The 26896-nt window shown below is 67.0% G+C and carries 33 protein-coding genes and 1 pseudogene; 18 read left to right on the top strand and 16 right to left on the bottom strand.

What is annotated here, in order from left to right; all coding sequences use genetic code 11:
• Positions 1 to 45: 45 nt before the first annotated feature.
• Both XAN126_RS0114850 and XAN126_RS0114845 read right to left on the bottom strand, forming a co-directional pair.
• Positions 46 to 1605 (bottom strand): DUF1254 domain-containing protein, encoded by a 1560-nt coding sequence (locus XAN126_RS0114850; RefSeq protein WP_245272377.1) that lies wholly within the window; start codon positions 1603 to 1605, stop codon positions 46 to 48.
• 219 nt (positions 1606 to 1824) lie between these two features.
• A complete protein-coding gene (locus XAN126_RS0114845; protein WP_051460608.1) occupies positions 1825 to 2328 on the bottom strand; it encodes a DUF2380 domain-containing protein in 504 nt (167 codons plus the stop codon).
• 185 nt (positions 2329 to 2513) lie between these two features.
• Between XAN126_RS0114845 and XAN126_RS0114840 the strand changes: the two genes are divergently transcribed.
• Both XAN126_RS0114840 and XAN126_RS0114835 read left to right on the top strand, forming a co-directional pair.
• Positions 2514 to 3893, top strand: a complete 1380-nt coding sequence (locus XAN126_RS0114840; RefSeq protein WP_024279374.1) for a histidine kinase — start codon at positions 2514 to 2516, stop codon at positions 3891 to 3893.
• Positions 3890 to 4522 carry a response regulator transcription factor gene (locus XAN126_RS0114835; RefSeq protein WP_029877218.1) on the top strand — a complete coding sequence of 211 codons (633 nt, stop codon included), beginning with the start codon at positions 3890 to 3892 and terminating at the stop codon, positions 4520 to 4522. Before XAN126_RS0114840 ends, XAN126_RS0114835 begins: the two co-directional genes overlap by 4 nt.
• A 5-nt stretch (positions 4523 to 4527) precedes the next feature.
• Here XAN126_RS0114835 and XAN126_RS0114830 read toward each other — a convergent pair whose 3' ends face one another.
• The 10 genes from XAN126_RS0114830 to XAN126_RS0114785 all read right to left on the bottom strand — a co-directional run bounded on the left by XAN126_RS0114830 (position 4528) and on the right by XAN126_RS0114785 (position 13368).
• On the bottom strand, positions 4528 to 4920 hold the full coding sequence (locus XAN126_RS0114830) for a RidA family protein (RefSeq protein WP_024279372.1): 393 nt from the start codon (positions 4918 to 4920) through the stop codon (positions 4528 to 4530).
• Positions 4921 to 5766 (bottom strand): alpha/beta hydrolase, encoded by an 846-nt coding sequence (locus tag XAN126_RS26390; protein WP_024279371.1) that lies wholly within the window; start codon positions 5764 to 5766, stop codon positions 4921 to 4923.
• Positions 5767 to 5781: 15 nt separating this feature from the next.
• Positions 5782 to 6495, bottom strand: a complete 714-nt coding sequence (locus XAN126_RS0114820; protein WP_024279370.1) for an ABC transporter ATP-binding protein — start codon at positions 6493 to 6495, stop codon at positions 5782 to 5784.
• Positions 6488 to 7279: an ABC transporter ATP-binding protein gene (locus XAN126_RS0114815; RefSeq protein WP_024279369.1), complete on the bottom strand. Its 792-nt coding sequence runs from the start codon at positions 7277 to 7279 to the stop codon at positions 6488 to 6490. Before XAN126_RS0114815 ends, XAN126_RS0114820 begins: the two co-directional genes overlap by 8 nt.
• Positions 7276 to 8277, bottom strand: coding sequence for a branched-chain amino acid ABC transporter permease (locus XAN126_RS0114810; RefSeq protein WP_024279368.1), 1002 nt, complete (start codon positions 8275 to 8277; stop codon positions 7276 to 7278). Before XAN126_RS0114810 ends, XAN126_RS0114815 begins: the two co-directional genes overlap by 4 nt.
• A 4-nt stretch (positions 8278 to 8281) precedes the next feature.
• Complete coding sequence (locus XAN126_RS0114805) at positions 8282 to 9163, bottom strand: branched-chain amino acid ABC transporter permease (protein ID WP_024279367.1); 882 nt, start codon at positions 9161 to 9163, stop codon at positions 8282 to 8284.
• Between the two features lie 181 nt (positions 9164 to 9344).
• Entirely contained in the window at positions 9345 to 10280 is a 936-nt protein-coding gene (locus tag XAN126_RS0114800; protein ID WP_024279366.1) for a hypothetical protein, read from the bottom strand.
• 1 nt (position 10281) lies between these two features.
• On the bottom strand, positions 10282 to 11235 hold the full coding sequence (locus XAN126_RS0114795) for a hypothetical protein (protein WP_024279365.1): 954 nt from the start codon (positions 11233 to 11235) through the stop codon (positions 10282 to 10284).
• Positions 11236 to 11263: 28 nt separating this feature from the next.
• Positions 11264 to 12454, bottom strand: a complete 1191-nt coding sequence (locus XAN126_RS0114790) for an ABC transporter substrate-binding protein (RefSeq protein WP_024279364.1) — start codon at positions 12452 to 12454, stop codon at positions 11264 to 11266.
• Positions 12455 to 12546: 92 nt separating this feature from the next.
• Positions 12547 to 13368 carry a GntR family transcriptional regulator gene (locus XAN126_RS0114785; RefSeq protein ID WP_081762645.1) on the bottom strand — a complete coding sequence of 274 codons (822 nt, stop codon included), beginning with the start codon at positions 13366 to 13368 and terminating at the stop codon, positions 12547 to 12549.
• A 5-nt stretch (positions 13369 to 13373) separates the two neighbouring features.
• Here XAN126_RS0114785 and XAN126_RS28365 point away from each other — a divergent pair, with 5 nt between their 5' ends.
• The 4 genes from XAN126_RS28365 (at position 13374) to XAN126_RS0114765 (ending at position 15084) form a co-directional block, all read left to right on the top strand.
• Positions 13374 to 13661 carry a hypothetical protein gene (locus XAN126_RS28365; RefSeq protein ID WP_155982314.1) on the top strand — a complete coding sequence of 96 codons (288 nt, stop codon included), beginning with the start codon at positions 13374 to 13376 and terminating at the stop codon, positions 13659 to 13661.
• A gap of 126 nt (positions 13662 to 13787) precedes the next feature.
• Positions 13788 to 14000: a helix-turn-helix domain-containing protein gene (locus XAN126_RS0114780; protein ID WP_024279362.1), complete on the top strand. Its 213-nt coding sequence runs from the start codon at positions 13788 to 13790 to the stop codon at positions 13998 to 14000.
• A gap of 347 nt (positions 14001 to 14347) precedes the next feature.
• Positions 14348 to 14650, top strand: coding sequence for a hypothetical protein (locus XAN126_RS0114770; protein ID WP_024279360.1), 303 nt, complete (start codon positions 14348 to 14350; stop codon positions 14648 to 14650).
• The gene (locus XAN126_RS0114765) at positions 14647 to 15084 is read left to right on the top strand and encodes a hypothetical protein (RefSeq protein ID WP_024279359.1); all 438 of its coding nucleotides are present in this window, start codon (positions 14647 to 14649) and stop codon (positions 15082 to 15084) included. Before XAN126_RS0114770 ends, XAN126_RS0114765 begins: the two co-directional genes overlap by 4 nt.
• Before the next feature lie 171 nt (positions 15085 to 15255).
• Here the strand turns inward: XAN126_RS0114765 and XAN126_RS0114760 are convergent, their stop codons facing one another.
• Positions 15256 to 16107: a LysR family transcriptional regulator gene (locus tag XAN126_RS0114760; RefSeq protein ID WP_024279358.1), complete on the bottom strand. Its 852-nt coding sequence runs from the start codon at positions 16105 to 16107 to the stop codon at positions 15256 to 15258.
• Positions 16108 to 16209: 102 nt separating this feature from the next.
• Between XAN126_RS0114760 and XAN126_RS0114755 the strand changes: the two genes are divergently transcribed.
• Together XAN126_RS0114755 and XAN126_RS0114750 are read left to right on the top strand one after the other, a co-directional pair.
• A complete protein-coding gene (locus XAN126_RS0114755) occupies positions 16210 to 17190 on the top strand; it encodes a quinone oxidoreductase (RefSeq protein WP_024279357.1) in 981 nt (326 codons plus the stop codon).
• Between the two features lie 278 nt (positions 17191 to 17468).
• Complete coding sequence (locus XAN126_RS0114750) at positions 17469 to 18902, top strand: amidohydrolase family protein (RefSeq protein ID WP_024279356.1); 1434 nt, start codon at positions 17469 to 17471, stop codon at positions 18900 to 18902.
• Between the two features lie 108 nt (positions 18903 to 19010).
• Here XAN126_RS0114750 and XAN126_RS0114745 read toward each other — a convergent pair whose 3' ends face one another.
• The gene (locus XAN126_RS0114745) at positions 19011 to 19766 is read right to left on the bottom strand and encodes an SDR family oxidoreductase (protein ID WP_024279355.1); all 756 of its coding nucleotides are present in this window, start codon (positions 19764 to 19766) and stop codon (positions 19011 to 19013) included.
• Positions 19767 to 19899: 133 nt separating this feature from the next.
• On the opposite strand from XAN126_RS0114745, the gene XAN126_RS0114740 reads away from it, so the two are divergent.
• From XAN126_RS0114740 to XAN126_RS27210, 7 genes are all read left to right on the top strand, one after another.
• Positions 19900 to 20790, top strand: coding sequence for an AraC family transcriptional regulator (locus XAN126_RS0114740; RefSeq protein ID WP_024279354.1), 891 nt, complete (start codon positions 19900 to 19902; stop codon positions 20788 to 20790).
• 82 nt (positions 20791 to 20872) lie between these two features.
• Entirely contained in the window at positions 20873 to 21133 is a 261-nt protein-coding gene (locus XAN126_RS0114735; protein WP_024279353.1) for a hypothetical protein, read from the top strand.
• Between the two features lie 257 nt (positions 21134 to 21390).
• Positions 21391 to 22158, top strand: a complete 768-nt coding sequence (locus XAN126_RS0114730; RefSeq protein WP_024279352.1) for a KilA-N domain-containing protein — start codon at positions 21391 to 21393, stop codon at positions 22156 to 22158.
• Between the two features lie 283 nt (positions 22159 to 22441).
• Positions 22442 to 22657 (top strand): hypothetical protein, encoded by a 216-nt coding sequence (locus XAN126_RS0114725; protein ID WP_024279351.1) that lies wholly within the window; start codon positions 22442 to 22444, stop codon positions 22655 to 22657.
• Positions 22657 to 23091, top strand: a complete 435-nt coding sequence (locus XAN126_RS0114720) for a hypothetical protein (RefSeq protein ID WP_024279350.1) — start codon at positions 22657 to 22659, stop codon at positions 23089 to 23091. The genes XAN126_RS0114725 and XAN126_RS0114720 overlap by 1 nt, the downstream gene beginning before the upstream one ends.
• Positions 23092 to 23152: 61 nt before the next feature.
• Positions 23153 to 23509, top strand: a complete 357-nt coding sequence (locus XAN126_RS0114715; protein ID WP_155982313.1) for a hypothetical protein — start codon at positions 23153 to 23155, stop codon at positions 23507 to 23509.
• The gene (locus XAN126_RS27210) at positions 23506 to 23934 is read left to right on the top strand and encodes a hypothetical protein (protein WP_024279348.1); all 429 of its coding nucleotides are present in this window, start codon (positions 23506 to 23508) and stop codon (positions 23932 to 23934) included. Before XAN126_RS0114715 ends, XAN126_RS27210 begins: the two co-directional genes overlap by 4 nt.
• On the opposite strand, the gene XAN126_RS28360 is transcribed toward XAN126_RS27210, so the two are convergent.
• Both XAN126_RS28360 and XAN126_RS0114705 read right to left on the bottom strand, forming a co-directional pair.
• Entirely contained in the window at positions 23915 to 24226 is a 312-nt protein-coding gene (locus XAN126_RS28360; protein ID WP_155982312.1) for a hypothetical protein, read from the bottom strand. The two genes, XAN126_RS27210 and XAN126_RS28360, sit on opposite strands and share 20 nt — an antisense overlap.
• Complete coding sequence (locus tag XAN126_RS0114705) at positions 24219 to 24815, bottom strand: hypothetical protein (RefSeq protein ID WP_024279347.1); 597 nt, start codon at positions 24813 to 24815, stop codon at positions 24219 to 24221. Before XAN126_RS0114705 ends, XAN126_RS28360 begins: the two co-directional genes overlap by 8 nt.
• Positions 24816 to 25475: 660 nt before the next feature.
• On the opposite strand from XAN126_RS0114705, the pseudogene XAN126_RS29050 reads away from it, so the two are divergent.
• From XAN126_RS29050 to XAN126_RS28350, 3 genes and pseudogenes are all read left to right on the top strand, one after another.
• Positions 25476 to 25553 (top strand): annotated as a pseudogene (locus tag XAN126_RS29050) (transcriptional regulator); the annotation flags it as partial.
• Between the two features lie 241 nt (positions 25554 to 25794).
• Positions 25795 to 26439 carry a DUF433 domain-containing protein gene (locus tag XAN126_RS27805; RefSeq protein WP_081762644.1) on the top strand — a complete coding sequence of 215 codons (645 nt, stop codon included), beginning with the start codon at positions 25795 to 25797 and terminating at the stop codon, positions 26437 to 26439.
• On the top strand, positions 26439 to 26816 hold the full coding sequence (locus tag XAN126_RS28350; RefSeq protein ID WP_155982311.1) for a DUF5615 family PIN-like protein: 378 nt from the start codon (positions 26439 to 26441) through the stop codon (positions 26814 to 26816). Before XAN126_RS27805 ends, XAN126_RS28350 begins: the two co-directional genes overlap by 1 nt.
• Positions 26817 to 26896 lie beyond the last annotated feature (80 nt).

Below are 26896 nucleotides of genomic sequence, written 5' to 3'. Positions count from 1 at the left end.
GTTGGAAACCGGCCCGGGAGGCAGGGCGCCCCCGGGCCAAAGTGGTTACTTCACGGCCTCGATCTCGCCCACCCGCCAGCTCTTGTCGAAGAAGGACGGCAGCGGGCTGTAGAGACGCAGGATCGTGAACCAGCCCTTGCCGGGCATGGTCTGGATCCAGTTGGCGCGCGCGACGCCCTGGGGCTGGGTCGGCCCGAACCAGATGGTGGTCGTGCCGTCCGCCGCCGCCTCGGCCGCTGGGGAGGGATAGCCCTGGCTGCCGGCGCGGGGATAGCTCTGGGGCGTCTGCAGCATCGAGCGGGTCTGGTTGTCGTAGAGCGTGAGCGACCAGAAGGCCGCCGCCGGGATGTGCGGCGGCAGCACCACCTTGTAGGTCTTCGCGCCGTCGAAGGGATTCCCCTCGGGATCGAGGAAGCTCATCAGATACTGCGAGCCGATGCCCGGCATGCGCATGATCATGCCGGGGGAATCAAGCGTGTAGCCGTAATAGAAGGCCGTGCGGGAATCGAGCGTCCGCGCGCCGGTCGGCGGCAGGGGCTTGAATACGCCCGCCTCAAAGACCGGCGGCGGCGTCTCGAAGAAGGCGCCGCCCTGCCACAGCATGCTGCCCCATCTGGAGTCCTTGTAATAGGCCCAGTCCGGGTGCTTCATCGCATAGCGCCAGTTGAGTGCCCGCCCGGTCGCCTGCCCGAAGGTCGCCGCGTCCGACAGGATTTTCTTCATCCGCGCATCGGGATTGAACGGCTTGCCGTGGACGATGCCGATGGCGGCGAGCTGGCCGGCCAGCTCCACGTCGTAGCTGGTCGCCGGCTGCATCTGGACGTTCTCGTTGATCAGCTCGAAGAAGCCGATGTCGCTGGGCGGGATCGTGTTGAACGACAGGCCGCTGCCCTCGATGAACTTGGTCTCGGGGATCTTGGGCTCGGGGGCGATGCGGACCTTCCCGTCCAGCGCCTGGGCGAGGCTCGAACCGTAGGCGCCCGGCTGGTAGGGATAGACCTTCATGGTCTTCCTGATGTTCTCGACAGCGGGCTTGGGGTCGTTGTCCTTCAGATAGGCCCGCGCCGCATAGAGCGCGAGGTTCGTTTTCGAGCGCCCGATAAAATAGCCGCCTTCCGGCAGGGGCCCATCATAGTCCGGCCCGACGATCAGGTACTTGCCGCCGAGCCCGCGATCCGGCCCCGGCCCGCCGATGTCGATGATCCACGAGAACCACATGTCGTTGATGGTGCCCACCGCGTCGGAGGGCTGCTCGACCACGACCGGGCCTTTGCTCAGGTCGAGTCCGGTCAGGTAGTAGACCGTGTCGGCGTTGGCCGTCAGGAACAGCGAATGGGAATCCATCAGCTTCGAGAAGATGACGACATCGCCGGGCTTGGCGCCGATGGTCTCGAAGCCCTTGACGATGGCGAGCGCCGAGGCGCCGCGGAAGCTGTTGTTGTAGGCGGCGAGCGCCTGGTTGAAATCCAGGATGTCGTAGGTCTTCTCGGCGGTTTCCACCGTCGGCACGCCGTCCTTGAAGGTCAGCGGCCCGAAGCCTGTGCTGATCGAGGCCGGCGCGCCGAGCTGCTCGACGACCTTGGCCGGCACCTCGGCCTGCGCCACCGCCGAGACAAGCAACGCACCCGCTACCAGAGCACCCGCCACGGCCAAGGCGCGCAGCGAAGGTGGAAGGCTGTTCTTGAACGGTCCGAGTTCCACGATCGGCTCCTCCCAATGCAGAGCCGCGACATTAGTGGTCAAGGCAGTGCTTGAACATCTCCTGCCCAAGCAGCATGGCGCGTGCCGCAAAGGACGGCTGCCGGGGCCATCCGGGAGCCTGGCTCAATCCTGCGGCACGGTGAGGATCTGGCCGGCGATGAAGGATTCCGCGCGGCGCCATGCTTCGTCATTGTCGCCCCGGAAGGTGTAGAGCTTCTGGAACACCACACGGCCGGCGTTCACCGCGACCACCTCCACCTTGGCCATCTGCACCAGCGTGCTCATCTTGTGGATGCCGCCGACCACGAGCAGGTCGGCGCCGGCCTGCTTCGCCGCCTCGGCCAGCTCCGGCACCGCGCCGGCCGTGAGCGTGCAGGGTGCGGGATCGCAGTCCGGCGTCACCACGCGCAGGCGTCCGCCAGAGGCCAGGTCGGTGGCGAGGGCGGCCATGAAGGCCTTCACCCGCGCCTGATGCTCGGCGGTCTGGTCGCGCGGCTCGCCGGAGGAATCGCTGTAGGTGAAATCGATGATCGCCACGCCGCGTGCCTCCCCGCCAGCGGCGGCGCCGCTCGCGAGTGTGCCGAGAACGGCGAGGGCGGGCAGGAGCGGGAAGGGGCGCAGCGCCATGGTCGTGTCTCCGGTCTGATGGCCTGAGCGTGCCGCCGACACCGCCCGCCGGCCAGAGACGGGTTCACGCCGGGGGCCGGGAAGATTTCCCGACGTGCGCCCGCGATCTTCCGCCCGCGCGCTGGCGTCCCTAAGGTCCTGCACCGGCATCGTGGCCGCCCCGGTGCCCGCCTGCGAGTGAACCGATGACCCGTTACCGGCTCGACCTCAAGCTCCGGCTGACCCTCCAGATCGCCGCGCTGATGGCGCTGTGCCTCGCCGGGGCGGTGGGCTGGCTACTCCTCGACGGCGCGCGTGCGGGCGAGGCGCAGGTGGCCCGCATCGCCGATCTGATGGCCCGCGATCTCGCGTTCCAGCGCCAGCAGATGCAGTGGGTGCGCGGCGCGCCCGGCGTGTTTCCCGATCTCCAGCGCCTTGCGCCGGCCTTGATGGCGCCCGGCCTGTGCATCGCCTTCCGTCCTGCCGGCGCCGACGGATTGCAGCGCCTGTGCAGCGGTGCCGAGCCGGACGACGGGCGTACGCCGGAGCTGTTCCAGCGCCTCTATGACCGCCTGTTCGGGGCGCGGGGTACGGTCGAGCGCACGGTGGAGGTGGGCGGGGCGGCGGAAGGCGTCGTCACCGTCAGCCTCGCCCCGGAAACGCTGGCGGGGAAAGCGTGGCGCGAGGTGAGCCGCCTCGCCGCGCTGGTTGCGGTCATGCTGCTGGTGCTGTGCGCACTGGTCTATCTCGCTCTGGCGCGGGCGCTCAGGCCCACCCGCACCATCCGCGACGGGCTGGACCGGCTGACCCATGGCGACCTCTCCGCCCGCATGCCGGCCTTCGATCTCGCCGAGCTGTCGGCGGTGGGGCAGGTGTTCAATGCGCTGGCGGGGCGCCTCGAAGCGGCATTGGCGGAGAGCCGCAGCCTCACGCGCCGGCTGATCGCGGTGCAGGACGAGGAGCGGCGGTCCCTCGCCCGCGAGCTGCACGACGAGTTCGGCCAGAGCCTCGCCGCCATCGGCGCGGTGGCGGCGCTTGCCGGCCAGACGGCGGCACGCGACTGCCCGGCCCTCGTACCAGAATGCCAGAGCATCGGCCGCACCGCACAATCCATGATGCAGGCCCTGCGCGGCGCGCTCCTGCGCCTGCGGCCACCGGAGGTGGAGGAACTCGGCCTCGTTGCCAGCCTGGAGGGGCTGGTCGCGGGCTGGAACGGCCGGCTTGGCGCCACGACCCGCTTCAGCCTCGATGTCTCCGGCCGGCTCGATCCGCTGGAGGCGGCCTTCGCCGCCGGCCTCTACCGGATCGCGCAGGAGGCCATCACCAATGCCGCGAAGCACGCCGGCGCTTCCCGCGTGCAACTCGTCCTCGCGCGCGAACCGCGGCCGGCGGGTGGTGCCGTCACGCTCACCGTGGAGGATGACGGCCGGGGCTCCCAGGCGCCGGCGGCGGACGGCTTCGGCCTGCTCGGCATGCGCGAGCGCGTGGCCGCCATGGGGGGCGAACTGTCCATCGGAACCGCCCCCGGCGGCGGCCTTCTACTGCGCGCGAAGCTTCCGCTCCCGGCCGGGAAGGCAGCATCATGACCCAACGCATCATGCTGGTGGACGACCACGCCGTGGTGCGCGAGGGCTACCGCGCCCTTCTGGACCGCCAGCCCGGCCTCGCCGTGGTGGCGGAGGCGGGGGAGGGGGCCGAGGCCTACCGGCTGTTCAAGCAGGCCCAGCCTGATCTGGTGGTGATGGACCTGTCCCTGCCCGGCTTCGGCGGCGTGGAGGCCATCCGGCGCATCCGGCAATGGGAGGGTGCGGCGCGCATCCTCGTCTTCACCATGCACCAGAACGCCGCCTTTGCGGTACAGGCCATCCGCGCCGGGGCGCTGGGCTACGTCACCAAGAGCAGCCCGCCCGAGGTGCTGATCGGCGCGGTGCGCGACGTGCTCGCCGGCCGCATGGCGCTGAGCCCGGACATCGACCACGAACTCGCGCTCTCCCGCCTCAAGGAGACTCCGGCCGTCGCCGAGGTGCTGAGCCCGCGCGAGTTCGAGGTGCTGCGGCTGCTTCTCGCCGACAAGGGCACCGACGATATCGCCGAGACCCTGAACCTCAGCCCCAAGACGGTGGCCAACATCCGCTCCCAGATCCGCGCCAAGCTCGGCGTCCAGTCGGACATCGCACTGACGCTCCTGGCCCTGCGGCAGGGGATTTCGGCCTGAGGAGATCAGGCCGCGGCGACCGCCACGGCCTCGATCTCGAACCGCCATTCGGGGCGGGCGAGGGCGGCGGCGATGACCAGGGTCGAGGCCGGCTTGTGACCCTGCAACAGCTCCGTGCGCAGCGGCCCATAGGCGGCGTAGTCGGCCGGATCGGTAAGAAAGGCCGTAACCTTGGCGAGGTCTCCGAGCCCCATGCCGGCGGCGGCAAGGACCTGTTCCAGATTGGCGAAGGCGGCGCGCACCTGCCCCTCGAAATCGGCCGGCACCTGCCCGGAGGCATTGATGCCCACCTGTCCCGAAATGTAGAGCGTGCGCACCGCGCCGCTGGCGAGCACGGCGGGGCTGTAGGGCAGGGACGCATCGGCCGGAGTGGCGAGCACGGGCGAGAGAACGGACATTCAGGCCTCCGAAGGGCGGGCGAGGGCGAGGATCGCGCGGGTGAGCGGATCGGCGCCATCGGCCAGGGGATCGAGTAGGGTGAAATGGTTGCGACGCGCCGGCTCCATGCGCTGCACGGCGCCACCGCGCGCGCCCCACAGCTCGGCGAAATCGCGGCTCCATCGCTTGAAGCCGTCCGTCTCGTCTCCGCCCACGGCGGAGAGGAGCGGCATCAGCCGCACGCCGGGTGGAAGATCGCCGAGGCGCAGCAGCGGGCTCATCGCCGCGGCTTCCCGTGCCGAGAGGCGGAGGTCGGCATTGATGGAGGTGTGCCGCAGGGGGCGCAGGTCATACACGCCGGACAGTCCGGCGACGGCGCAGATGGGGCCGTCGCCCCGTTCGGCCTGATCGAGCGCCAGCATGGCGGCGAGCTGCCCGCCCGCCGAATGGCCGGCCACGACGATGCGGGACGGGGCGAGGGTGTCCACCACCCAGCGCAGCGCGAGCCGCATCTCGTCCACGATGTCGGCGACGCGCACGCCGGGCACGAGATCATAGCCCGGCGCCACCAGCGTCACCCCAGCGGCCATGCAGGGACCGGCGATGAAGGAGACGTCCGACTTGTCCAGCGCCCGCCAGTAGCCGCCATGGATGAAGAACAGCACCGGCGCCCCTTCGCCTGCCGGGAACACATCCAGCAGGCAGCGCGGCCCCGGGCCGTAGCGCTGGTCCAGCCGCCAGCCGCCGGTGGCGCGCAGCGCGGCGCCGAGGCGGCGGTGGCCGTCATAGACGCTCTCGCGCTCGGGATGCCGACGGCGCAGGGCGTATTCGGCTTCGAGCGCGGGATCGATGAGGGTATGCGGCATGGGATTTCCGAAAACTCACAGGCCGAGATAGGCGGCGCGCACGCCGTCGTCATGGAGCAGGTCGGCGCCTGCGCCGTCGCGCACGACGGCCCCCTCGGCGAGGACATAGCCGTGGGCGGCGCTGCGCAGGGCCATGCTCGCATTCTGCTCGGCGATGAGGAGGGACATGCCCTCGGCATTCAGCCGGCGGATGGTGGCGAATATCTCCTGCACCACCTTGGGCGCGAGACCCATGGACGGCTCGTCGAGCAGAAGAAGGCGCGGGCGGCCCATGAGGGCGCGGCCGATGGCGAGCATCTGCTGCTCGCCGCCGGAGAGCAGCCCTGCCGCCTGCCGCCGCCGCTCGGCGAGGCGCGGGAAGAGGGCGAACACCATGTCGAGATCGGCGGCGACGCCCTGCGCCCGGCGCGGCCACAGCCGGCGGAAGGCGCCCATCTCCAGATTCTCCTCCACCGTCATGGGCGCGAACACGCGGCGCCCTTCCGGCACCAGCGCCAGCCCGCGCGACAGCCGGGCCGAGGTGGAGAGATTGGTGATGTCCGCCCCCTCGAAGAAGATGCGCCCGGCGGTGGGTCGGATGAGGCCGGCGAGGGTGCGCAGCAGGGTCGTCTTGCCGGCGCCGTTGGCGCCGATGAGGCAGACGGACTGCCCGCGCGCCACCTTCAGGGAAACCGCGTGCAGAACTTCCGTGCCGCCATAGCCGGCGACGAGGCCTTCCACCTCAAGCATCGGCCGCCTCCTCGCCGAGATAGGCGGAGAGCACCTCCGGGTGGCGGCGGACCTCCTCCGACCTCCCCTCGGCGATGCGCCGGCCGTTGTTGAGCACCAGAATGTCGTGGGAGAGCGACATGACCATGCGCATGTTGTGCTCCACCAGCAGCACGGTCATGCCGTCGCGGTTGAGGTCGCGGATAGTCTCGGCCATCTTGTCCGCCTCGGCATGGGGCAGGCCGGCGGCGGGCTCGTCCAGCAGCAGGAGGCGGGGCTCGGAGGCGAGGGCGCGGGCCAGCTCCAGCACCTTCATCTGCCCGAAGGCCAGCGACCCCGCCGGCACGGTGGCCTTGCCGGAAAGCCCGAAGCGCTCCAGCAGGGCCATGGCGGTGGCCTCCATCGCCCGCTCCTCGGCGCCCACGGCCGGAATGTGGAGGAGGGCGGACAGGGTGGTGGCGCGGCCGCGCAGATGGCGGCCCACCATCACGTTCTCCAGCACGCTCATCTCGCGGAAGATCTGCAGGTTCTGGAAGGTGCGGGCGATGCCGCGGCGGGCGCGCGCGTGGGTCGGCAGGCGATCGATGCGCGCACCGTCGAACTTGATAGTGCCGTCGGTGGGGCGCGTGACACCGGCGATCATGTTGAACAGCGTGGATTTGCCGGCGCCGTTGGGGCCGATCACCGCCTTGATCTCCCCGGCCTTCACGCGGAAGGAGAGATCGTCCACGGCGGTGACGCCAGCGAAGCGGCAGGTGAGGTTCTCGACCTCCAGAAGATCGCCGGTGTTGCGCGGCGTGTTCATGCCCGCCTCCTGCGCACAAGGCCGGCCAGAGCCGCGGGGATTCCGGCGAGGCCGCGGGGGAAGAGGATCAGCACCACCAGAAGGCCGAGGCCGAACAGCATTAGCTCGGCATCCTCATAATCGAGCAGGATCTGCGGCACGGCGGTGTAGATCAGCGCGCCCAGCATCGGCCCGTAGAAGGTGCCCGCCCCGCCGATGGCGACCATGACGAGGAGCATGATGGAGGGGGCGATGCCGAAGGTTTCCGGCGAGGCATACTGGTTGATGTGCACATAGAGGCTGCCGGCGATGCCGGCCATGCCGGCGCTGAGCACGAACACGGCGAGCTTGGTGCGGAAGCTGTCGATGCCGAGCGACTGCGCGCCCAGTTCGTTGGTCGCCACCGCCCTTATGCTGCGGCCGATGCGCGAGGCGAGGAGATTGGAGATGGCGAGCATCACCAAAAATGCCACCGCCCAGGCGAGCGGGAAGGCCTTCGCCTCGGTGTCCAGCGCATGGCCGAAGAACGAGAAGGGCTCGACGCCGAGGAGGCCGTTGGGCCCGCCGGTGAGCCCCACCAGCTGGGTGAAGAAGACAACGAGGATGGCGTTCCACCCCAGTGTCGCCATGGCGAGATAGTGCCCGCGCAGCCGCAGTGCGGGAATCCCGATGAGGAGCGCGCCCAGCCCCGCCACGATGGCGGCCGCCGGCAACCCGGCCCAGGGTGGCACGCCGTAGCGCACGTTGAGGATGCCGCTCGCATAGGCGCCGAGTCCGAAGAATCCGGCGTGGGCGAGGGAGATCTGGCCGCCATAGCCCATAAGCAGGTTGAGGGAGGCGATCAGCACCAGATTGATGAGGGCGAGGTTGGCGAGCGAGATCCAGTAGGCGTTTGGCACCACGAAGGGCACCGCCGCCAGCGCCAGCCACACCAGCGCAAGCCGGGCATGGCGGGAGAGGCCGCGCCGGGGCAGGCGGCTGTGGGTCATCGGTCCGGTCTTCGCCTCGATGCTCACCATGGCCTCACACCTTCACGATGTCGGCCCGGCCGAGCAGGCCGGAGGGGCGCACGAACAGGATGAGCAGCAGCACGGCGAAGGCGATGGCATCCTTGAAGTCGGACGAGATGTAGAAGCTGCCGAACGCCTCCAGGAGCCCCAGCGCCAGCCCGCCGACCACGGCGCCCGGCAGGCTGCCGAGCCCGCCCAGCATGGCGGCGCTGAACCCCTTGAAGCCGAACATGGCGCCCTGGTCGTAGGAGGCGAGGGTGAGCGGCGTGACGATGGCCCCGGCGAGTGCGCCCGCCAGCGCCGCGATGCCGAAGGAGAGCAGCACGGTGCTTCCCACATTCACGCCCACGATGGCCGCCGCTTCCCGGTCCGCCGCCGCGGCGCGCAGCGCCTTGCCGAGGATGGTGCGCTCGAAGAAGGCGTGCATCACCACCAGGAAGGCGAGGGTAATGGCGATGATCCACAGCGTTTGGCTCTGGATGCTCACCCCACCGAAGGAGAGCGCGGTGTTGCCGGAGAAGCCGGCATAGCCCACCGGTTTCTTGCCCAGCACCAGCATGACGAGGCTGCGACTGACGATGGAGAGGCCGATGGTGACGAGGGTGATGACGAGGGCGTCCGGCCGTTTCAATGGCTGCACCGTGAGCCGCTCGGAGAGCAGGCCGACGATGCCCACCAGCACCACTGCCGTCACCACCGCGAGGCCGATGCTGGAGAATGCGCCGATGAGGAGGGCGGTGACCATGCCGCCCATGACCACCCATTCGCCTTGCGCGAAATTCATCGCGCCCGTGCTCTTGAAGACCACGTTGAAGCCGAGCGCCACCAGCGCATAGACGGCGCCCGTGCCGATGCCGGATGACAGGACCTGGAGGAGGGCGGTTGCGGTCTGCATGGGTGTGAAGGGCGGCCTTTGGCAGCTCTCTGGGTGACTATCCCTCCGGGGAGGGGATGAAAGTCCCGGCCGCCGCGCTCCGGAAGGATCAGGGCTTCCCCCCGATGGGCGCGGACGGCCGGGACAGGTCCGGGTCGGGCGCAGGGCCCGCCCGTTTCCTCGGAACGAGACGTCCGAGGGATCAGAAGCTGCGCATGCGGTTGGTCTCGAACAGGGGCACCATCACCCCGAGTTCCGCGAGGCGGGCACGGGCGTTGCCGGCGAACGTCGCGAGCGCATCCTCCTCCGCCGCGCGCGGCGCGCCGCCGAGGCCGGCCTCGGCCGTGATCGCGTCGGCTTCCGCCTCGGCCGCGGCGTGCTCGGGTGCGAGCCACGGGCAGTGATAGCCCTTCAGCACCACGTCCCGCACATAGTCGGACAGCTCGGTGGCGATGGTCTCGCGCGCCTCCTTGCTCCAGCCCTCCGCCTTCGCGGCGAGATAGAGCCAGCCGAAGGCGGCGTGGCGCTCCTTGTCGGCGATGACATGGTCGAGCACGGACTGCACGGCCGGGTTGGCCGCCGCCGCGCGCCAGGCCTTGGCCAGTTCCAGTTCCAGCCCGTCCTCGAAGGCGGCATGGGTCGCCACGTAGGCGTCGAGCAACTGGCCCGCATCCATCACCCGGCGATGCAGGTGGCGATTGAACACCGCCTCATAGGCCTTGGCCGCGGGGCGGGCGAGGCGGCCGCCGAAGGCTTCGGCGATCCGGTCGTAGCACTCGACGTGCCACGCCTCTTCGGTGTTGCGGGTGGTGAGATAGAATTTCGGATCGATCTCCCGCCCCACTTCCATGCAGAAGCGAACGATGAGGGCGGGGGTCTCGGTGAGGCCGGTGGCCTCGGTCCAGACCCGCCGGCTCCAGGTGCGGCGGGCGGCGGCGCGCACGTCGTCCGGATAGCTCTCCGGCTTGAGCGCGCTCCAGTCCACGTCGCGGTGCGGGTTCCAGCGGCCAGCCTTGCCCGTGTCGTAGAGGGCGCGGATGTCCGGCAGCGTGACGTTCATCTCGAGCGGAAAGCGCCGCTCGACCAGCAGCCGCACCGGCGGCAAAGAGGGCTCGGCCCGCGTGGCGTGAAGCGGCATGTCAAATGGTCCCGAGCTTGGGATGCGTGAACGGGGGCAGTTCGATGCCGAGGGCGCGCATCTGCTCGCGGATGCGCTGGACGGTGGCGATGAATACCGGCTTCTCCACCTCTTCCACGGTGGAGCCGAGGCCCGCCTCGTAGGTGATGCGGTCGGCCTCCACCTCGGCGTTGGAGGCCGGGTTTTCTGGCGCCAGCCACGCGCTGTGGTAGCCGTTCAGCTCCACCTTCTCCATCATGGTGATGACGGCATCCTCGATCATCTTCTTCTGCCCGGGGGTGAGCTGCTCGCAGATGGCTTCAAGGAAGTACCAGCCGAAAGCGCAGTGCCGGCTTTCGTCGCGCATGATGTAGCGCACGATCTGCTTGGCGACGGGATCATGGGTGACGTCGTTCAGGTGCTTGAACACGTCGAAGGCGATCTCTTCGGCCGTGCAGACAAGGGCGGCGATGATGCCTTCCAGCGGCACGTCCGCATTGAGCGCGGCGCGGCGCACCCCGTGGGTCGAGACCGAGCCCTCGAAGAGTTGCTGCACCGGCTTCTCGATATAGCCGCCCAGCTTCTCGGCCATGGCGTGGCAGGCCTCGGCGTGGCGCGCCTCCTCCTGCGAGCGGATGGTGAAGAAGAGCTGCATGTCGGAGGGGCGGTTCTCCACCCCGAACCGCACCTGCAGCGCCGGGCTCTCGGAGATGGCGCCGTATTCGCTCCATGCCCGCCGGCTCCAGTAGAGCCGCGCGGCGTAGCGCTGTTCCTCGGTATATTTGGAGGGATCGAGCTGGTCCCAGTCCACGTCGGTCTTGGGGTCCCACTGGTTCCGCGTCGCCGCGTGGAACAGCTCGCGGATGCGCGGCAGGTCCGAATTGAAGGTCAGCGGAAAGCGGTCCTCGGGGGCGTCCAGCAGCGTCTGGACCACCTCGAACGCCTGCTCGGCGGACATGTCTCGCGAAAGGGCCATGGCTGTTTCCTCCCGTTGGTGTTTCGCGTCAGGCGTAGTCGGCGAGGTTGAAGCGGCCGTCCCGCCAGTTGACCAGCACGATGTCCTGCTTCGAGAGCCCCGAATGGCGCTCGGGCGAGAAGGTGAAGACGCCGGAGATGCCGGGGAAATCCTTGATCTGCTCCATGCCCTGGGTGAGCTTGGAGACGTCGCCCCCCACCTTCTTCAGCGATTCGCGGGCGAGCAGCGCCGCGTCGTAGGATTCCGCCGCATAGATGCTGGCGGGACGCTTGAAGCGGGCCTCATAGGCCTTCATCAGCTTGAGGATGCCGGCCTTGAGCGGGTCGCTGTCCGGCAGCTGGTCGCCCACGGGCAGCTTGAGACTGGCGAGGAGGAGCGTGTTGGCGGCATCGCCGGCGAGCTTCATGTAGTCCGCCGAGACGAAGCCGTAGCTGTGGATCAGCGTCTTCTTGTCGAGGCCGAGCTGCTGCGCCTGCTTGAGGAAGACGACGCCGGCGGGCGTGACCGTCCAGCAGATGATGGCCTCCGCGCCGGCATCGCGGATGCGGGTCAGCTGGGGCATCATGTCGGTGTCGGAGGGGGCGAAGGATTCGTACATCACGTCGAGGCCGCGCTTCGGCCCGACGATCTTCATCTGCCCCACCGCGCCCTGGCCGAAGCCGGACGTATCGGCGATGAGCGCCACCTTCTTGATCTTCTTCTTGTCGAGATAGTCGGCGATGCGCTCCAGCACGTCGCCATCGTCCACCGTGCTCTTGAACACATACTGGCGCTCGGCCACCGGCGTGACGATGGCGAGCGCGCCCTCCGACGAGATGAAGGGCACCTTGGCGGCGTTGGTGATGGGCGCCATCGCGAGCGCGATGCCGCTCATGTTGCCGCCGCTCAGGATCACTTCCACCTTGTCCTGGCTGATGAGCCGGCGCGTAGCGGTAATGCCCTTCTGGGTCTGGCTCTCGGCGTCGTAATAGGTCCACTCGATCTTGCGGCCGCCCATGCCGCCGGCGGCATTGAACTCGTCCACCGCGAGTTCGAGGCCCGCCTTCATGTCCTCGCCGAGGAAGGCCGCCGGGCCGGTCACGGAAAGGATGGAGCCCACGCGCAGCGGCTCGGCGGCGCGGGCGGCGCTGCTCCAGAGGCCTGCCACGGTCCCGGTGCCGGTGGCCGCGAGGGCGGCGGCGGGCACCATCTTCAGGAAGCTGCGTCGTCCGAACTGCACTTCTGGCCTCCTCTGGAAGGGCGCTTTTTCGCGCCTTGTTCACGGTGCCCCGGACGCCATGCCCGGAGCGGAAACGGCGGCGGGCGCGGCGGTCAGTCGTCGTGGACGCCGCTGCGGTCCATCTCGGCCGGCGGCGCGCCGTCGCGGGAGAGCGGAACGCTGAGCGAATAGCGCACGAGATCGGCGCGGTGCACCGTGTGGCCGGACAGGGCAAGGCGGCCCGTGGCGTCGCGATAGCTCAGGGTGCGGATCAGCACCGGCGCGCCCTTGGAGAGGTGCAGATATTCCACCTCCTCCGGCCCGGCGACGCCGGCCTCGATGGTGAAGTCACCGGCCTTGAGATCGACGCTCTGCCACAGGCGGTGGAGCGGCGAGCCATGCACCGCCTCTTCCGTCCAGTCGGCGGTGAGGTCGGCCGGCAGATAGCGATAGTCGATGGCGAGCGGCACGCGCGCCGCGGCCCGCAAGCGCTTGATGAACAGGACCGGCGCGCCGACTTCGGTCTCAAGGCTCGCGGCGATGGTCTCGTCCGCCGCGATGCGCTCGAAGGCCAGCACGGTCGCCTGCATGGGCATGCCGGTGGCGGCCCACTGGTTCAGGAAATCCATGCCCGGATTGAAGCGCTCTTCCAGCTTGCGCACGGAGACGAACGTGCCGAGGCCGCGGCTGCGGGTGAGCAGTCCCTCCTGCACAAGCTCCGCCACCGCTTGCCGCGCGGTGTCCCGGCTGACCGAGAACATGGCGCAGAGCTGCTCGTCCGAAAAGAAGCGCCGGTCGCCCTGGTCCCACTTGAGGATCAGGCCGATGAGTCGCTGCTTGATCTGGGCGTAGAGCGGCAAAGGGGAGGCGCGATCGAGGGGCGGGAAAGGCCCCTCGGCATCCAGTGCGGCAACGCTTGTCAACGTCTCGGACATGGTGCGTGACCCTGGCGCAATCGCGCTCGCTGGGACCCGGCCGAAGCACGCTTCAGTCGGCTTTATATGAATGTATGATCAAGCATACATTTCACGCAACAGCTTTCTTCACCCGTGCCGGTGGAGCGCGCGCAGAAGCGCAAACGACCAAGCCTCGCGTTGCCAACGACTCGGCCCTGATCGAGACCCAAGACATGGTCGACAAAAATTTCCCTTCCCCTGCCGACAAGGCGACGGCCTGGGGCAGGCTGGTAGACTTGTTCCTCTCGGAGGCCGGAATTAATTCGAACTGAATTTCCTCCGGGGATAACTCTAAGGAGGAAAATGAGCTCGATTTTTGTCCGCACGACGCACGCTGATCTTGCGCCCATGATCTTCCCAGTTGCCGCAAATGGCAGGCAGGCTGAGGAGGTTATACGATGTCGGCAGAGCTGCGCCGAATGCTCCAGGTCGAGGAGGCAGCTAAGGTCGCGGGGGTGAGCGTGAGCACCCTCAACAAGCTCCGCCTCACCGGCGGTGGCCCGGTGTTCGCCAAGATTGGCAAAAGGGTCGTCTATGACCCCGGTGATCTTGGGACGTGGCTGGACAGCCGAAAGCGCTCCTCCACCTCGGACGCCGGCCGGGCGGCGTGAGCGATGCCGAAAACGGCAAACCCCGCGACCGGTGGGAACGGCCGCGGGGCTCCGAGATTGACCACTGCGATTAGTGATGTCTCGGAGCTTCCCCTCTCCCCATCTATCGTTCAACGCACCAGCACGCCCCGTCGCCAGGTCCGGCCGCGCGTAGTGCTGGATAGCGGGCTCGTGGCCGGGTCGGGCGATGGCACCCGCGGCCGACGTCTGTTCTGGCTCGAAGCAACCGACGAGAACGGCCAGAGCGCCGTCGTGGCAGATTCCTTCTCGCGTCGCGATCTTCAATGGCTTGCCCTGCAGTACCAGCGCGCCGGCTGGCTCGTGGTCGATCGGACGGGAGGCGCGCCATGACGGCTCCTCCCGAAATGGATGACCACGTCGCGCTTGCCAACCAGATTGCCCGCGAGGCCGCAGTGTCCCTGCTTGGGCACTGCCTGCGCCCTCACGGCGAGCTGTCGGGAATGACCGACCAAGAGGTGTGCGATCGCGCCTTGCTGGCGGTTCGCAACTGCGCCGGGGCCGTTTACCCGCGCGGCGAGGCCGGCGGAGAGGATCTCGCTGGAGGCTTTCGAGATTTCGTCGGCCTGCTCTTCCTCCGCGAGTTCAATCGGCTCTGCGCGGCCTGGCGCACTGATGGGGGTCGGGCATGACGGCCGCTCATCCCGACCGCGCAATCGCACGTGACCTCGGAGACTTCATCCTCGCCGGCTGCGGTGTCGGCGAGGCAGCGGCTGACGATTTCGAGCAGCTTCGCGACTTCGTCGCCGGTGAGGCGCTCGACCTGCGGATCGTCAAGACATTCGCCGGTTCATTGACGCTGGCACGCTGCGCATTCTCGCCGCCGCCACGGCGGTTTCATATCGATCCCGCTGGTGAACTGGCGGGGGTTGTCGAAGTGCTGGAGATCGAGCACGGCGAACGCTGGCTCGTCGATCACGTCGCATGGCCCGTCGATCAGCCGTCCGAGTTCGCGACGGCGGCCGGCCGCGCCGATCTGTTGGGCGCAGATCAGGTGGACAATCCAGCGTCGTTCTTCGGCGGCCGGCCGTTGCTGGTCCACCGGACGCCCTTGGGATGGGCATGACCCCCGGGGGGGTGTCGAGCCGGCCGGCGGGCCGGAGCGAGGGGGTGGGGGGCAAAAACGGCGGCCGAGTGAGGCGCAGGTACCTCACCCACGCAACAGGCCCGAAAACGATCCGGGGTTCAGGATTTTTCTGGCTCGGAAACCGTCCCGGAAGGTCGGCGCCGCCTGCGCTCAACGGTCCTTCAGCTCGCGGCACACCTCGACGATATGGTTCATGACCGCCCGCACGCGGGCCGCCCGCCGCAGATCGGGGTGAACCACGAGCCATAGCTCCCGCGAGACCTCGCCCTCCATCACGCAAGTTAGATCGTCCTGCCTTGCCAGCACGTGGGGGAGAGCGGCGAGGCCCATGCCCGCGCGCACTGCCGAGATGAGGCTGGAGAGATCGTTGCTCTGAAACACGATGGGACGCCCTTGCGCTACCGTTTCGAGCCAGATCTGCTGCGGGGAGCGGGCCAGTTCCTCATCATAGCCCAGGTAGACGCGGCGCGGTTCCGGCGTCGCCTCCACATAAGCCCGTGCTCCATAGAGCCCATAAGCAAGGTCGCCCAGGCGTCGGGCCACGAGCCCCTTCTCCTGCGGTCGCGACAGGCGAAGTGCAAGGTCCGCCTCGTTCCGTGACAGGCGCGCGGCGGCAGGTGTGCCGGAAACATCGACTTTGAGGCCGGGATGGCGAGCGAGCAGTGGTGCGAGGCGTGGCACCAGCCAGTGGCTCGCAAGCGCAGGCGGCGCGCTGATCCGGACCCGCCCGACGATCCCCGGCGCGGCGCCGGATGCGAAGCGCTGCACCCCGTGCACTGCCTGTTCGACCAAGCCTGCGCGATCCAGCAACCTCTCCCCGTCCTCGGTGAGTGCATATCCGCGCGGCAAGCGATCGAAGAGCTTCAGAGCGAGCGCTTCTTCCAGCGCGGCGATGCGCCGGGCGACGGTGGAATGGTCGGCATCGAGCTGCCGCGCGGCCTTGGACAGGCTGCCGGACCGCGCCAGCTCGACAAAGAAGCGGAGGTCGTCCCAGTTCAGCATCGCCACATCTGCGCAAAAATCCCCAGATAGTGTGCATTTAGCAGGAATTTCTGCCCGGACCCATCGTGGCTAGGGTCTCCGCGACCTCACAGGGGATCCGCGATGACCACGACCTTCGCCATAGAGTTGACCGCGCCCGGCGGCGTCGAATGCTTCCGAGCCGCAACCCGAACCCTCGCCGCTCCGGGGCCGGGAGAGGTCCGCATTCGCCACACCGCGATGGGCGTGAACTTCGTGGACATCTACCAGCGCACCGGCCTCTATCCGGTCGGCGAAATGCCGGCCGTGCTGGGCGTGGAGGGCGCAGGCGTGGTCGAGGAAATCGGCTCGGATGTACATGAGGTAGCGGCAGGCGATCGCGTGGCTTATGCCGGCTTGCCATTGGGGGGCTATGCGCAGGCCCGCAACATTCCAGCGAGCCGGCTCGTCCGGATTCCAGATGCGGTTGACGACCGTATCGCCGCAGCGGCCATGCTGCGAGGGGTCACCGCCCACATGCTGTTGCGCCGCGTGTTTCCGGTGGGAGCCGGCACAACCATACTTGTCCACGCCGCCGCCGGCGGGCTGGGGCTGCTAGTGACCGCATGGGCGAAGCGGCTTGGAGCGCGCGTGATCGGCACTGCCGGTTCGCCCGCCAAGGCGGATCTGGCCCTCGCCCAAGGCGCCGACCATGTGATCCTCTACAGGGAGCAAGATTTCGTCGCCGAGGTCCGCCGCCTGACCGAGGGATGCGGCGTGGATTTCGCGATTGACGGCATCGGGGGCGAGACGCTCGCGCGCACGCTGGATGCCGTGCATCCATTCGGAATGGTGGCGAGCATCGGCCAGGCTTCCGGTGCGCTGCCCGATCTGCCTCTGACGGAGCTTGGCCCGCGGCGTTCTCTGGCCATCAGCCGGCCCAGCGTGTTCACCTACGCGGCCGATCTCCCTGCCTACAGGCAGGCAACGAAAGAGCTGTTCGGCGAGCTCGTGGCCGGCCTGCCTGTGACGATCGGCGCTGAGTTGCCGCTCGCCCGCGTCGCCGATGCCCACATCATGCTCGAGCGAGGCGAAACCACTGGATCGCTGCTGCTGGTGCCGTAGGCTTCGTCGGAACAAAGCGCCAGCTTCGCCCATTGTCGGACCGCAGTCGTGTCCTCCGCCTTCCGGGCCAGCGCGGCGGCCGGCTCCAAAAAGCTCCCGGGTCGGAAATTTTTCAGGCTGGAGAAATGTCCGGAATATAGATGCTGCCTTGTTCCTTCTCAGGGGCGGTTCGAGCGGAGCGGCAGGGCGGCGGTTGCTCGCGCCCTACGAAGAGGCCACTCTCGCGCCCGCATGCCGGCGGAATGGCTGCCACCCTGCGCGGGCGAGGAGCAAGCGTCATGCTGCGACTGGGCAGAAGATACGGCCACCTCGCGGGTTCGAACGGGTGCAGCTGCTGCGATCCGGCGCTGCGGCAAGCCACGCGGCGTCTCGGCGCGTTCTCGCGGCGGCACTTCCTCGCCGGGGCCGTTGCCGCCGTTGCCGGCTTGGCCAGTGGCGCGGCTTCGGCGCAGGCGCCGCGTCGCATCCTGTTCCGGGGAGCCAGGGTGTTCGACGGACGCTCAGGCACGGGCCTCGTGCCGGCCCAGGTCCTGGCGGAGGGCAATCGCATCGCCGCGGTCGACATCGCCATGAACCCGGCTCCGGACGGCGCGCAGGTGATCGACTGCGACGGCCGCGTTCTGATGCCGGGCCTGATCGACGCGCACTGGCACGCGATCTACGCCGCCGTCCCGCTGAACGTCCTTTTGGCCGGCGACCCCGGAATCATCTTCGCGTCCGCCACGGCGGAAGCCGGGCGGACGCTGCTGCGCGGCTTCACCACCGTGCGCGATATGGGCGGACCCGTCTTTTCCTTCAGGCAGGCGATCGACAGCGGGATCATCGCCGGCCCGCGCATCTTCCCCTCGGGCGCGATGATCACGACGTCGGGTGGTCATGGCGATCTGCGCATGCCATCGGAGATCCCTCGCGACGGCGACCGGCTTTCCCTGAGCGAGCGCATGGGCGCTGCGGCGATCGCGGATGATGCCGGTAGACTGCAGCAGCGGATCAGGGAGCAACTGCTGCAAGGCGCCTCGCAGGTGAAGGTGGTGGGCGGCGGTGGGGTGTCCTCACCTCGCAGCCCGCTCGACACTTCCACCTTCAGCGAGGACGAACTGCGCGCCGCGGTGGCGGTGGCGCGCGACTGGAACACCTATGTCGCCGTGCACGCTTATGCGCCCGAGACCGTCCAGCGGGCGCTGCGGGCAGGCGCCACCTGCATCGAGCACGGGCACCTGATGGACGAGGCCACGGCGCAGGCCATCGTCGAGAAGGGCGTTTGGCTCTCCATGCAGCCCTTTCTCACCCCGGCCGATACGGGCACGCTGACAGGCCCGGCGGCGGAGCGCGCCGAGCGCCTCTTCGCCGGCACGCCGAAGGTCTACGACTTCATCCGACGCTTCGGCATCAAGGCGGCCTGGGGTTCGGACCTGCTATTCTCCTCCGAGCTTGCACCCCGGCAGAGCGTGATGTTGACCCATCTCGCCAACTGGTACTCGAACGCGGAGGCACTGCGAATCGCCACGGCCGTGAACGCGGACCTGCTAGCGCTCTCCGGGCTGCGCTCCCCCTATGACGGCAGGCTGGGCGTGATCGAGGCCGGGGCGCTGGCGGACATCCTGGTGGTGAACGGCGATCCGGTCGCCGATATCCGGCTACTGGAGGATCCCGCCAAGAACCTCTCCGTGGTGATGAAGGACGGCCAGGTCCACAAGAACACCCTTCAGTAGTGCCAGAAAGGCCCGGAGGCTGTCCGGGGTGATCAGACGGTTGGACATTGGGGGCAGTGGGCCGGTGATCATACGAAGCCACCGGCCGACTTTTCACCACGCCGGCCGTCAGATTCCCTGGCCGCCGGACACCTCGATGCGCTGCGCGTTGACCCAGCGATTGTCCTCGGAGAGGAGGCTGGCGATCATCGGCCCGATGTCGTCAGGCAGGCCGACCCGGCCGAGGGCGGTCATTTCGGCGAAGCTCCTGTTCAGCTCGGGATTGTCCCGCACCGCGCCGCCGCCGAAGTCGGTCTCGATCGCACCGGGCGCGACCGTATTGACCGCGATGCCTCGCGCGCCGAGTTCCTTCGCCATGTAGCGGGTCAGCACCTCGACCGCGCCTTTCACCGCCGCATAGGCGGCGTAGCCCGGATAGGACAGGCGGGTGAGGCCGGAGGAGAGGTTCACGATCCGGCCGCCATCCGCGAGCATCGGCAGCAGGGTCTGGGTGAGGAAATAGACGCCCTTGAAGTGGACATTGACCAGCCGGTCGAACTGCGCCTCGCTGGTCTCGCCGATGAGTGCATAATCGCCGTGGCCGGCATTGTTCACGAGGTGGTCGAAGGTTTGGCGCTGCCACGCCTCGGCGAGGGCGGCGCGTAGGTGCTCGGCGAAATCCCGGAAGGTCGCCACGTCGCCGGTGTCGAGCTTTAGCGCGACGGCCTTGCGGCCCAGCGCCTCAATCTCGCTGACCACCGCCTGAGCATCTTCGGCGCGGTTCTGAAAGGTGACGATCACGTCCCCGCCGTGGCGGGCGATGCTGAGCGCGGTGTTGCGGCCCAGGCCGCGGCTGGCTCCAGTGACAAGGGCAATCTTGGTCATGGTCCGTCGCCGTTTGTTGGATGAGACGGTTATCGCCCCGACGACGCGGCGGCGGTTGCCGAATGCTCGGCGTTCTTTGCCTAATCCTCCGAAAGGGGGTGCGTCGGCGGGAAGTCCGGGCTACGTTTGCCGCATGACCGGTTTGCTCGATGCTGTCCGCCGCTTCTCGGAAGCGCATGCCAATGCCCAAGGAATCGCGGCAACGCCGATCTCGGGGCTTGCCACCGTGCGGGCCACCGCGCCAAGCGACCTTATCGCTGACATTTCGCGCCCCTTGGTCTGCCTCGTGCTGCAGGGAAGCAAGCACGTGACGCAGGGCAATCAGGGCTTCGCCTTCTCCGCCGGCGAGTCCCTCCTTATCACGGCTGACGTGCCGACGGTGAGCCAGATCACCCGCGCGAGCCCGGCTGCACCCTATCTTTCTCTGGTGCTGGAGCTCGACCCCGCCGTAATCTCGGGGCTCGTGGCGGAGATGTCGGCAGCGGAAGAGGTGGACCATGCCCCGGTCCGGATCGATCCCACGGACGCGGAGGTGGCCGATGCGGCGCTTCGGCTGATGCGCCTGCTCGAGCGCCCGGCGTCGTTGCCGGTGCTAGGCGCGCAGCTGGTGCGGGAGATGCACTATTGGCTCTTGGCGGGCCGTCACGGCTCGGCGATCCGACGCCTCGGCGTGCCGGACGGCCATGTCCACCGCATCGCCCGCGCGGTGGCCGTGTTGCGAACTGAATTTCGGCAGCGGCTCCCGGTAGAGCGTCTGGCCGCTGAGGGAGGGCTGAGCACCTCCTCCTTCCACGAGCATTTTCGCGCGGTGACCTCCCTCTCGCCGCTCCAGTTCCAGAAGCAGCTGCGGCTGATCGAGGCGCGGCGCCTCATGCTGTGGGAGGGCATGAGCGCGAGCTCGGCTGCGTTCGAGGTCGGTTACGAGAGCGTGCCGCAGTTCACGCGGGAGTACGGCCGCATGTTCGGCGCGCCGCCGGTGCGCGATATCGAGGCCGCGCGGCGCAGGGGCTCGGTGGCGGCCTGAGGGCAGCTGATTCCCGGGGCGGACCCAACCGCATTCTGCGCGTCCGAGTCCGCCGAATGCAGCTGCATGAGAGGAAGGTCGTATGAGTGACGCAACCACCATCCACGTCGTCCAGACGTTCATCGAAGTTGATGGCTTCCCGGTCGCGGAAGAGCCCGTCTCCTGCCAGAGCGCCGCCCAGGCCAAGGCCCGCGCGCAGGCCGCCTGCGGATCGAAGCTCGGCGTCATCGCATGGTCGCGCTCGTCGCTCGACCTGGCGCTGGGGGAATGGAGCGATCCGGTGCTGATCGCGCGTTACGGCACGATCCCTGATGAGTTTGAAGATGGCGGCGCGGTGGAGTAGCCGACAACTATCAAGCGATATGTGAGGGTTATGGGGATTGGGCGCGGCGACGCTTCCGCTGCAACCGAATCTGTGGCATCGTCTTAAGGTTGTGCGTCAGCACAAACGAGAAAGGCCCCCACTGCCAGGTGGAGGCCCCTCGTAACCGCAGTGCCCTTGCAAGCTCTCTGCGGCGCATCGATGTGAACAAGGGGACCATAGGTTCGCCTTCGGCGCGCTGTCAAGCGGGTTCTGCAGGGACATATAAGGATGTCCTTATGCAGTATGATTTCAACAACCTCATCACCCACAAAAGCCAGGGCGCCCTAATCCATCAGCGGCCGGGCGATGGGTACATTAATGCCACTGCGATGTGTCGAGCCGCGGGTAGGCCGTGGTCGCGTTACTGGGAGTTGCCTGCAGCAAAAGAGTTCGCGGAGGCCCTTTCGGCCGCCCTCGGAATACCGAGGGCGGAATTAATTCAATCACTTGTGGGTGGGCAGCCGCACTTGCAGGGCACTTGGGTCCACCCACGGGTCGCGATCCACCTTGCCCAATGGCTATCGCCTGAGTTCGCTGTTGAAGTCAGTGGCTGGGTGTTTGATTGGATGTCCGGCAAGACGCCTGCCGCTCGCCCCGAGATGCCCTATCATTTGCGACGGTACATCGCGAACCAGAGTGCGGTGCCGATTGGGCATTTCTCCATCCTCATGGAGATGACTACGCTTCTGATCGGACCTATGGAGTCGATGGGGTACACACTGCCCGAAAGCATGCTGCCAGATATCTCGATGGGGCGCATGTTCTGCAAGTGGCTCCGTGATGAACACGGCCTCGATACCGATGCGCTGCCTACTTACTGGCACGCCTATGAAGACGGGCGGCGCATTCGAGCGAAGGCGTACCCCGACGAGCTTCTGCACCACTTCCGCCGCCACTTCCGGGAAGATTGGCTTCCAAAGCACGCGCGGGACTACTTTCGGAGCCGTGACGCCGCGGCGCTTGCATACTTGCCTCGCCTCCTGAGCAGCCCCCGGGCTGCCTGATCATCCCGACATAGTCGCCAACATGCGAGTATGGAGCCCGCCCTAACCGGCGGGCTCTTCTCGTCGTAATCCATGTTCGTCGAAGTTGGCGCTTGGTCCCCTGGCCGGCGGCAGCAAACCCGGTGCGTTGCCGCAAATTCCGGGGCGCCTAGCCTCCTCTGCAGCACCTGCTGGCAGCGGGTGAGCGCGGCCACCGATCTCGAATTCTCTCGGCTCCGGCGGTCGCTCTGCGACCCCCTTCGTTCGCGCTCCGGGCCTGCCAGGCCGGAGCCGGGAGAACGTCATGTCGAGCGATGCGTGCACCCACAACATGCAGGCGCCGGAGGAGCGGGGCGTCGCGACCGCCGCGCCGTTCCCCGCGCACCTCGCCCGCCCGAGTAATATTCCCCGCTTCGCCGATGCCCAGGTGACACCTCCGCGCGAGGGGACGCTGGTTGAAGAGCTCAGTCGGGTCCTCGCCAACATCGGTCGCTTCGGCACCTCTCAGGAGCACATCTGATGGGTGCCGAAACCCTTGCCCTCGCCGCGCTGACCGGAGCATCGTCCGGCTTCAAGGCTTATGGGGAATCTCAAGCCCAACGCTATGCCGCGGTGATCGCCGAGCGCGACGCCATGGTGGCAAAGACGCAGGCCGCGCAGACCGACACTGCCCTGCGCGAAGAGCTGAACCGCACGCTATCGAACATCAGTTCGCAGAGCGCTTCGGCCGGCGTGGGGCTGGATAGCCCGACGAGGCAGGCCATCATGGACGAGCAGCGGCGGGTGTCCGATCGCGAAAGGCGCATTCGGGTGGACAACCTGAACATGGAAGCGAACGCCAAGCTGGATGAAGCCGCATTCCGACGCTCGGCCGCGAACATGGCGCTGGTTGGAGGTGGGCTCGACGCCGTCACCGGCATGGCGAAGATTGGCTATGGCGGGATGAAGCGATGAGGGCGAAGCGGCCCATCTTCCTGGAAAGCTCTTATTGGCTCGCACAGCTGCGAAGCGCGCGATGACCCGGATGAACTGGGGGGCGCCCCGCAAGCGCTGGGATCCCGAGACCAGCTTCGCGCGGCCCCTGCCGGCGCTCGATCGGAAGCCTCGTGCGCCCCGGCCCGCAGCCCCGCGAGTTGAAGCGTCGGCCAGCGCCGCTGGCATCTCGCTCTCTTATCTCGCCGGCTTCGGCTTCAACCGGCTATCGGCCTGGTGCCCGGGCTGCCGCGTCGTCGCGCACATGGCGTTCGCGGACCTCACCGCCGAGCATCTTGCACGCGCGCCGGAGGATCTAGGGAGCGTCCTGCCCTGCCCGGACTGCGCCACGCCGCGCGCTGTTTCCGCCATGGCAGAGAAGGCGGTGCGAAAGGGATGATCCTGGAGCCGCTCGCCATCTGCCGCGACTACCGCCAGCTCATGGATGTGCTGAAAGCGCGACGGCTGGCGCTCGGTTTCACGCAGATGGAAGTGGACGAGCGCTCCGGATTGCAGGACGGGTACACGGGCAAGCTGGAGGCATGGGATCGCGACAGCGGCAGGCGGCTCGGCCCAGTCTCCATGGCGCTCCTCCTTCAAGCCCTCGGGTTGGAACTGGCCGTGCTGGAGGCGCGCCGGCCCGCGCCGACGCCCATTCCCGATCCCGATCAGCTTGTTCTTCCGCTGGCCGGCGGAGAAATGCGCCGATGGACCGATCAGGATTTCCAGCGCCTGCCCGGCCGCAACCGGAGGCGAGAAGCCAAAGCGGCGGCCGAGGCTGCCGCAGCCGAAACTGTCCACGAGATCAGGGAGGCCGCGGAGTGACCGACGCTGAGAACGGTATGCGCAACCGCATCCGAGCCGAAGTCCGCCGGCGCTGGAAGCCGCTCTCGCGCCGTGCGCTCGGCTGCCGAAAGGGTGAAAGGGATCGGCGAGGCGCCTGGCTTCTCGCCAGCGACATCAGCGCCATCATTATGCGGGTGGCGCCCGCTTCGGCAGCAAGAGGGCCGTCGGGGCAATTCGACAGTTCGGCCTCGCCCGCGGTGTCGAATGCCGCTTCATGCTCGGCCCGGCGGCGCTGGTGTTCTGCGATGGCGGCGAAGATCGGATCAGCCATGGCGGGCCTCGTCTTCCGATTCGGTCGCCTCGGCGCCCCACAATATGCCGTGGCCCTTTTCTCCGCAGCGGGCGATCTTCTCCAAGTTCGCGCCGACAGCCGTAAGAATTCGCACTGCTCGCGACGACGGCTTCGCTATTTTCCTCCAGGAGCCGCAGGGTGGCAGATGGAGTTCACCCACGCCTGTGTTGCAGGGGATGACGCGATCGGCATCGTCCCCCATCTCCGGATAGAGCTCCATCCCGAGCAGGCGCCCTTCCATGAACAGCCACTCGCGGTAGGCCTCCATCTCAGAGCGCGTCGCCGGCCGCTCGACCGGAGCGGTGAACGTCTTCAGGAAGCCGAGTGCCGACCGGACCAGCGCGGGCGCGAAGTCGGATTCAATCTGGGCCAACTCCAGTGCCGCGATGGCCCCCTCGAGACTTTGTGCCGAGGGAGCTTGGTTCAGATCGTCATCGACCCTCCACCCGTAGGCGTCATGCCAGCTTTCGGCATTGGTCGGGGGTCGTGAGGCGAGCTCGGCGCGAGCGTCTCGCCATTGGGCGATCAGCGCAATGACCGGATCGACGGGCTTCTGGGCAGTGGGCAAGCCGGGGACTTCCCCGCCAGCGCGGGCTGAGGTATTCAAAGTTTTACTCATCGTTGGCTCTCATGTTCTGATGGTGGGTTCAAAAACGGCGGTGGAGCAGGTTTCCTAGGCCTGTGGCTCCACCGCCGTTTCGTTCTCGGTTGTGTCGTTAACCAACCGGTCCATTCGCTCCCGTATGCACCTGATGATCTCGCTATTGAGCGAGGCGCCATTGCGCCCGGCCTGCCGCTCGATCCAATCCTTCATTTCGGGGGGGACGCGGAGTTTGATCTGATGGGCGATTTTTCTCATTGGATAAACCATAGTTAACCACGGTGGTACCGTAACCACCGTGATCCATTGATGTCAACACCACGGTGGTGCATCGTGCTGACATGTCTCGCGAAGATCCCCAGCTGAAGCTTCGGCTTCCTTCAGAACTCAAAGATCGAATTACCAAGGCAGCCGCCGAGAATGGGCGCTCAGTCAATGCAGAGATATTGTCTAGATTAGATCGAAGTTTCGATGGCGATTCCAACTTCAACGAGTTGTATGATCGGGTAGATGTGATTGAAAAAATGGTCTATAAGCACCATGAAATGTTGGGGCTGCGCAAAGACAGAAGCTAAGTTCCAGAATTTGCGAATCCTGCGCCCCCGTGATTGATATTCAGACCCGCGCGCCCTCGATGCCGCCGGCGTGATATTCGTGGCGGAGAACGGCGAGGGGCCGGGTGTGAGGTTGAGGAAGGGCGGGTGACCACCCAGACTGCTCCGCTTCTCCGGAAAGCAGGTTCCCGCGTCCGCGTGTGCACACCGCCCTGGAAATAGCCGCTGATATTGCGCGATGCGGGGCACCCTGAAACGCGGAACCGCCAATTTGGCAATGATGACGGTCGCGGCGCTCCGACGCCGCCATCTTCATTTGACGCTGGCGGCTTCTCGCTGCATTCATTGTCGCGACACTCAACCGTTACGCGAACTCAGAAAGGAGGCCCGAGATGGAGGACAGCACCGTCATTGGGGCCTTCGGGGAAGACGATGCCGCCCGGCTCTCGGGTCTGTCGGTTTGGCAACTGCGGGAATGGGATCGGTCGGGATTTCTGCGACCGAGCTACGCGCCCGACAACCGCCACCTGCCCCACAGCAGAGTCTATTCGTTTAGAGACATTGTCGCCCTGCGAGTGCTCGGCCAACTGAGGAACACGCACCACGTATCCCTCCAGCATCTGAAGAAGGTTTCGCAAAAACTTGCCGAGTTTGGTGATGCCAAATGGACGGCGACCACTCTTTATGTCCTCGGGCGAAAAGTTGTTTTTGACGATCCGCGCTCAAAAGAGCGGAAGGAGGTACTCAGTGGCCAAAGGGTATTTGACATACCACTTCGTATTGCCGCCACCGACACTCGGAAGGCAATCCGACTTCTGAACAAGCGCGACCCGGGCGATGCTGGAAAAATTGTCAGCGACCGCTTCGTGATGGAAAATCAGCCAGTTTTCAATAAAACTAGAATACCGGTTGCCATTGTTAAAAGATACCTTGCCGCTGGATGCTCGACGGACGGAATTATAAAGGAGTTTCCATCATTAAGCATTGCCGATATTGAAGCCGCTGCCACCTATGAAGTAGATATCAGCGCCGCCTGATGAAGCGACGGATGGTTATACCCTTTCTGACTGACGTCAATGTTCCAGATTCTGTTGGGAATCTTTTACTTTCCGGCGGCCATGATGTGGCTCGAGTTCGTGATGTCATGGCGATCGATGCCGCTGATCCCGTGGTGGCGGAAGCAGCCATCCGCTCCGGTCGAATACTCATCAGCTGGGACAAAGATTTTCATCATCAGCGGTTCATGAAGCCTCGTTTTAGACAATTGAGCCGGATCGGATTTAGTTGCCCGGAGCCAGATAGCGCCCTTCGATTGAAGGCCGTCTTGGACTTCGTTGAATTTTCCGTATCTAGAGCCAATGGCTCTCCCATCACGATCCGAATTGCTAAAGACAAGATCTTGGTTACTTGCTGAGGTCAATCCAAGGCAGGCCGACCCACTTCTGCCAGCACCCGACATCCCAACGCCGGTCGCTTTGGGTGAAGGGAGATCCG

It is taken from the genome of Xanthobacter sp. 126 (assembly GCF_000526175.1).
Classification (GTDB): Bacteria; Pseudomonadota; Alphaproteobacteria; order Rhizobiales; family Xanthobacteraceae; genus Xanthobacter; species Xanthobacter aminoxidans.
The sequence above is the reverse complement of the archived record's forward strand: the minus strand, read 5'-3'. Positions and strand labels throughout refer to the sequence as shown.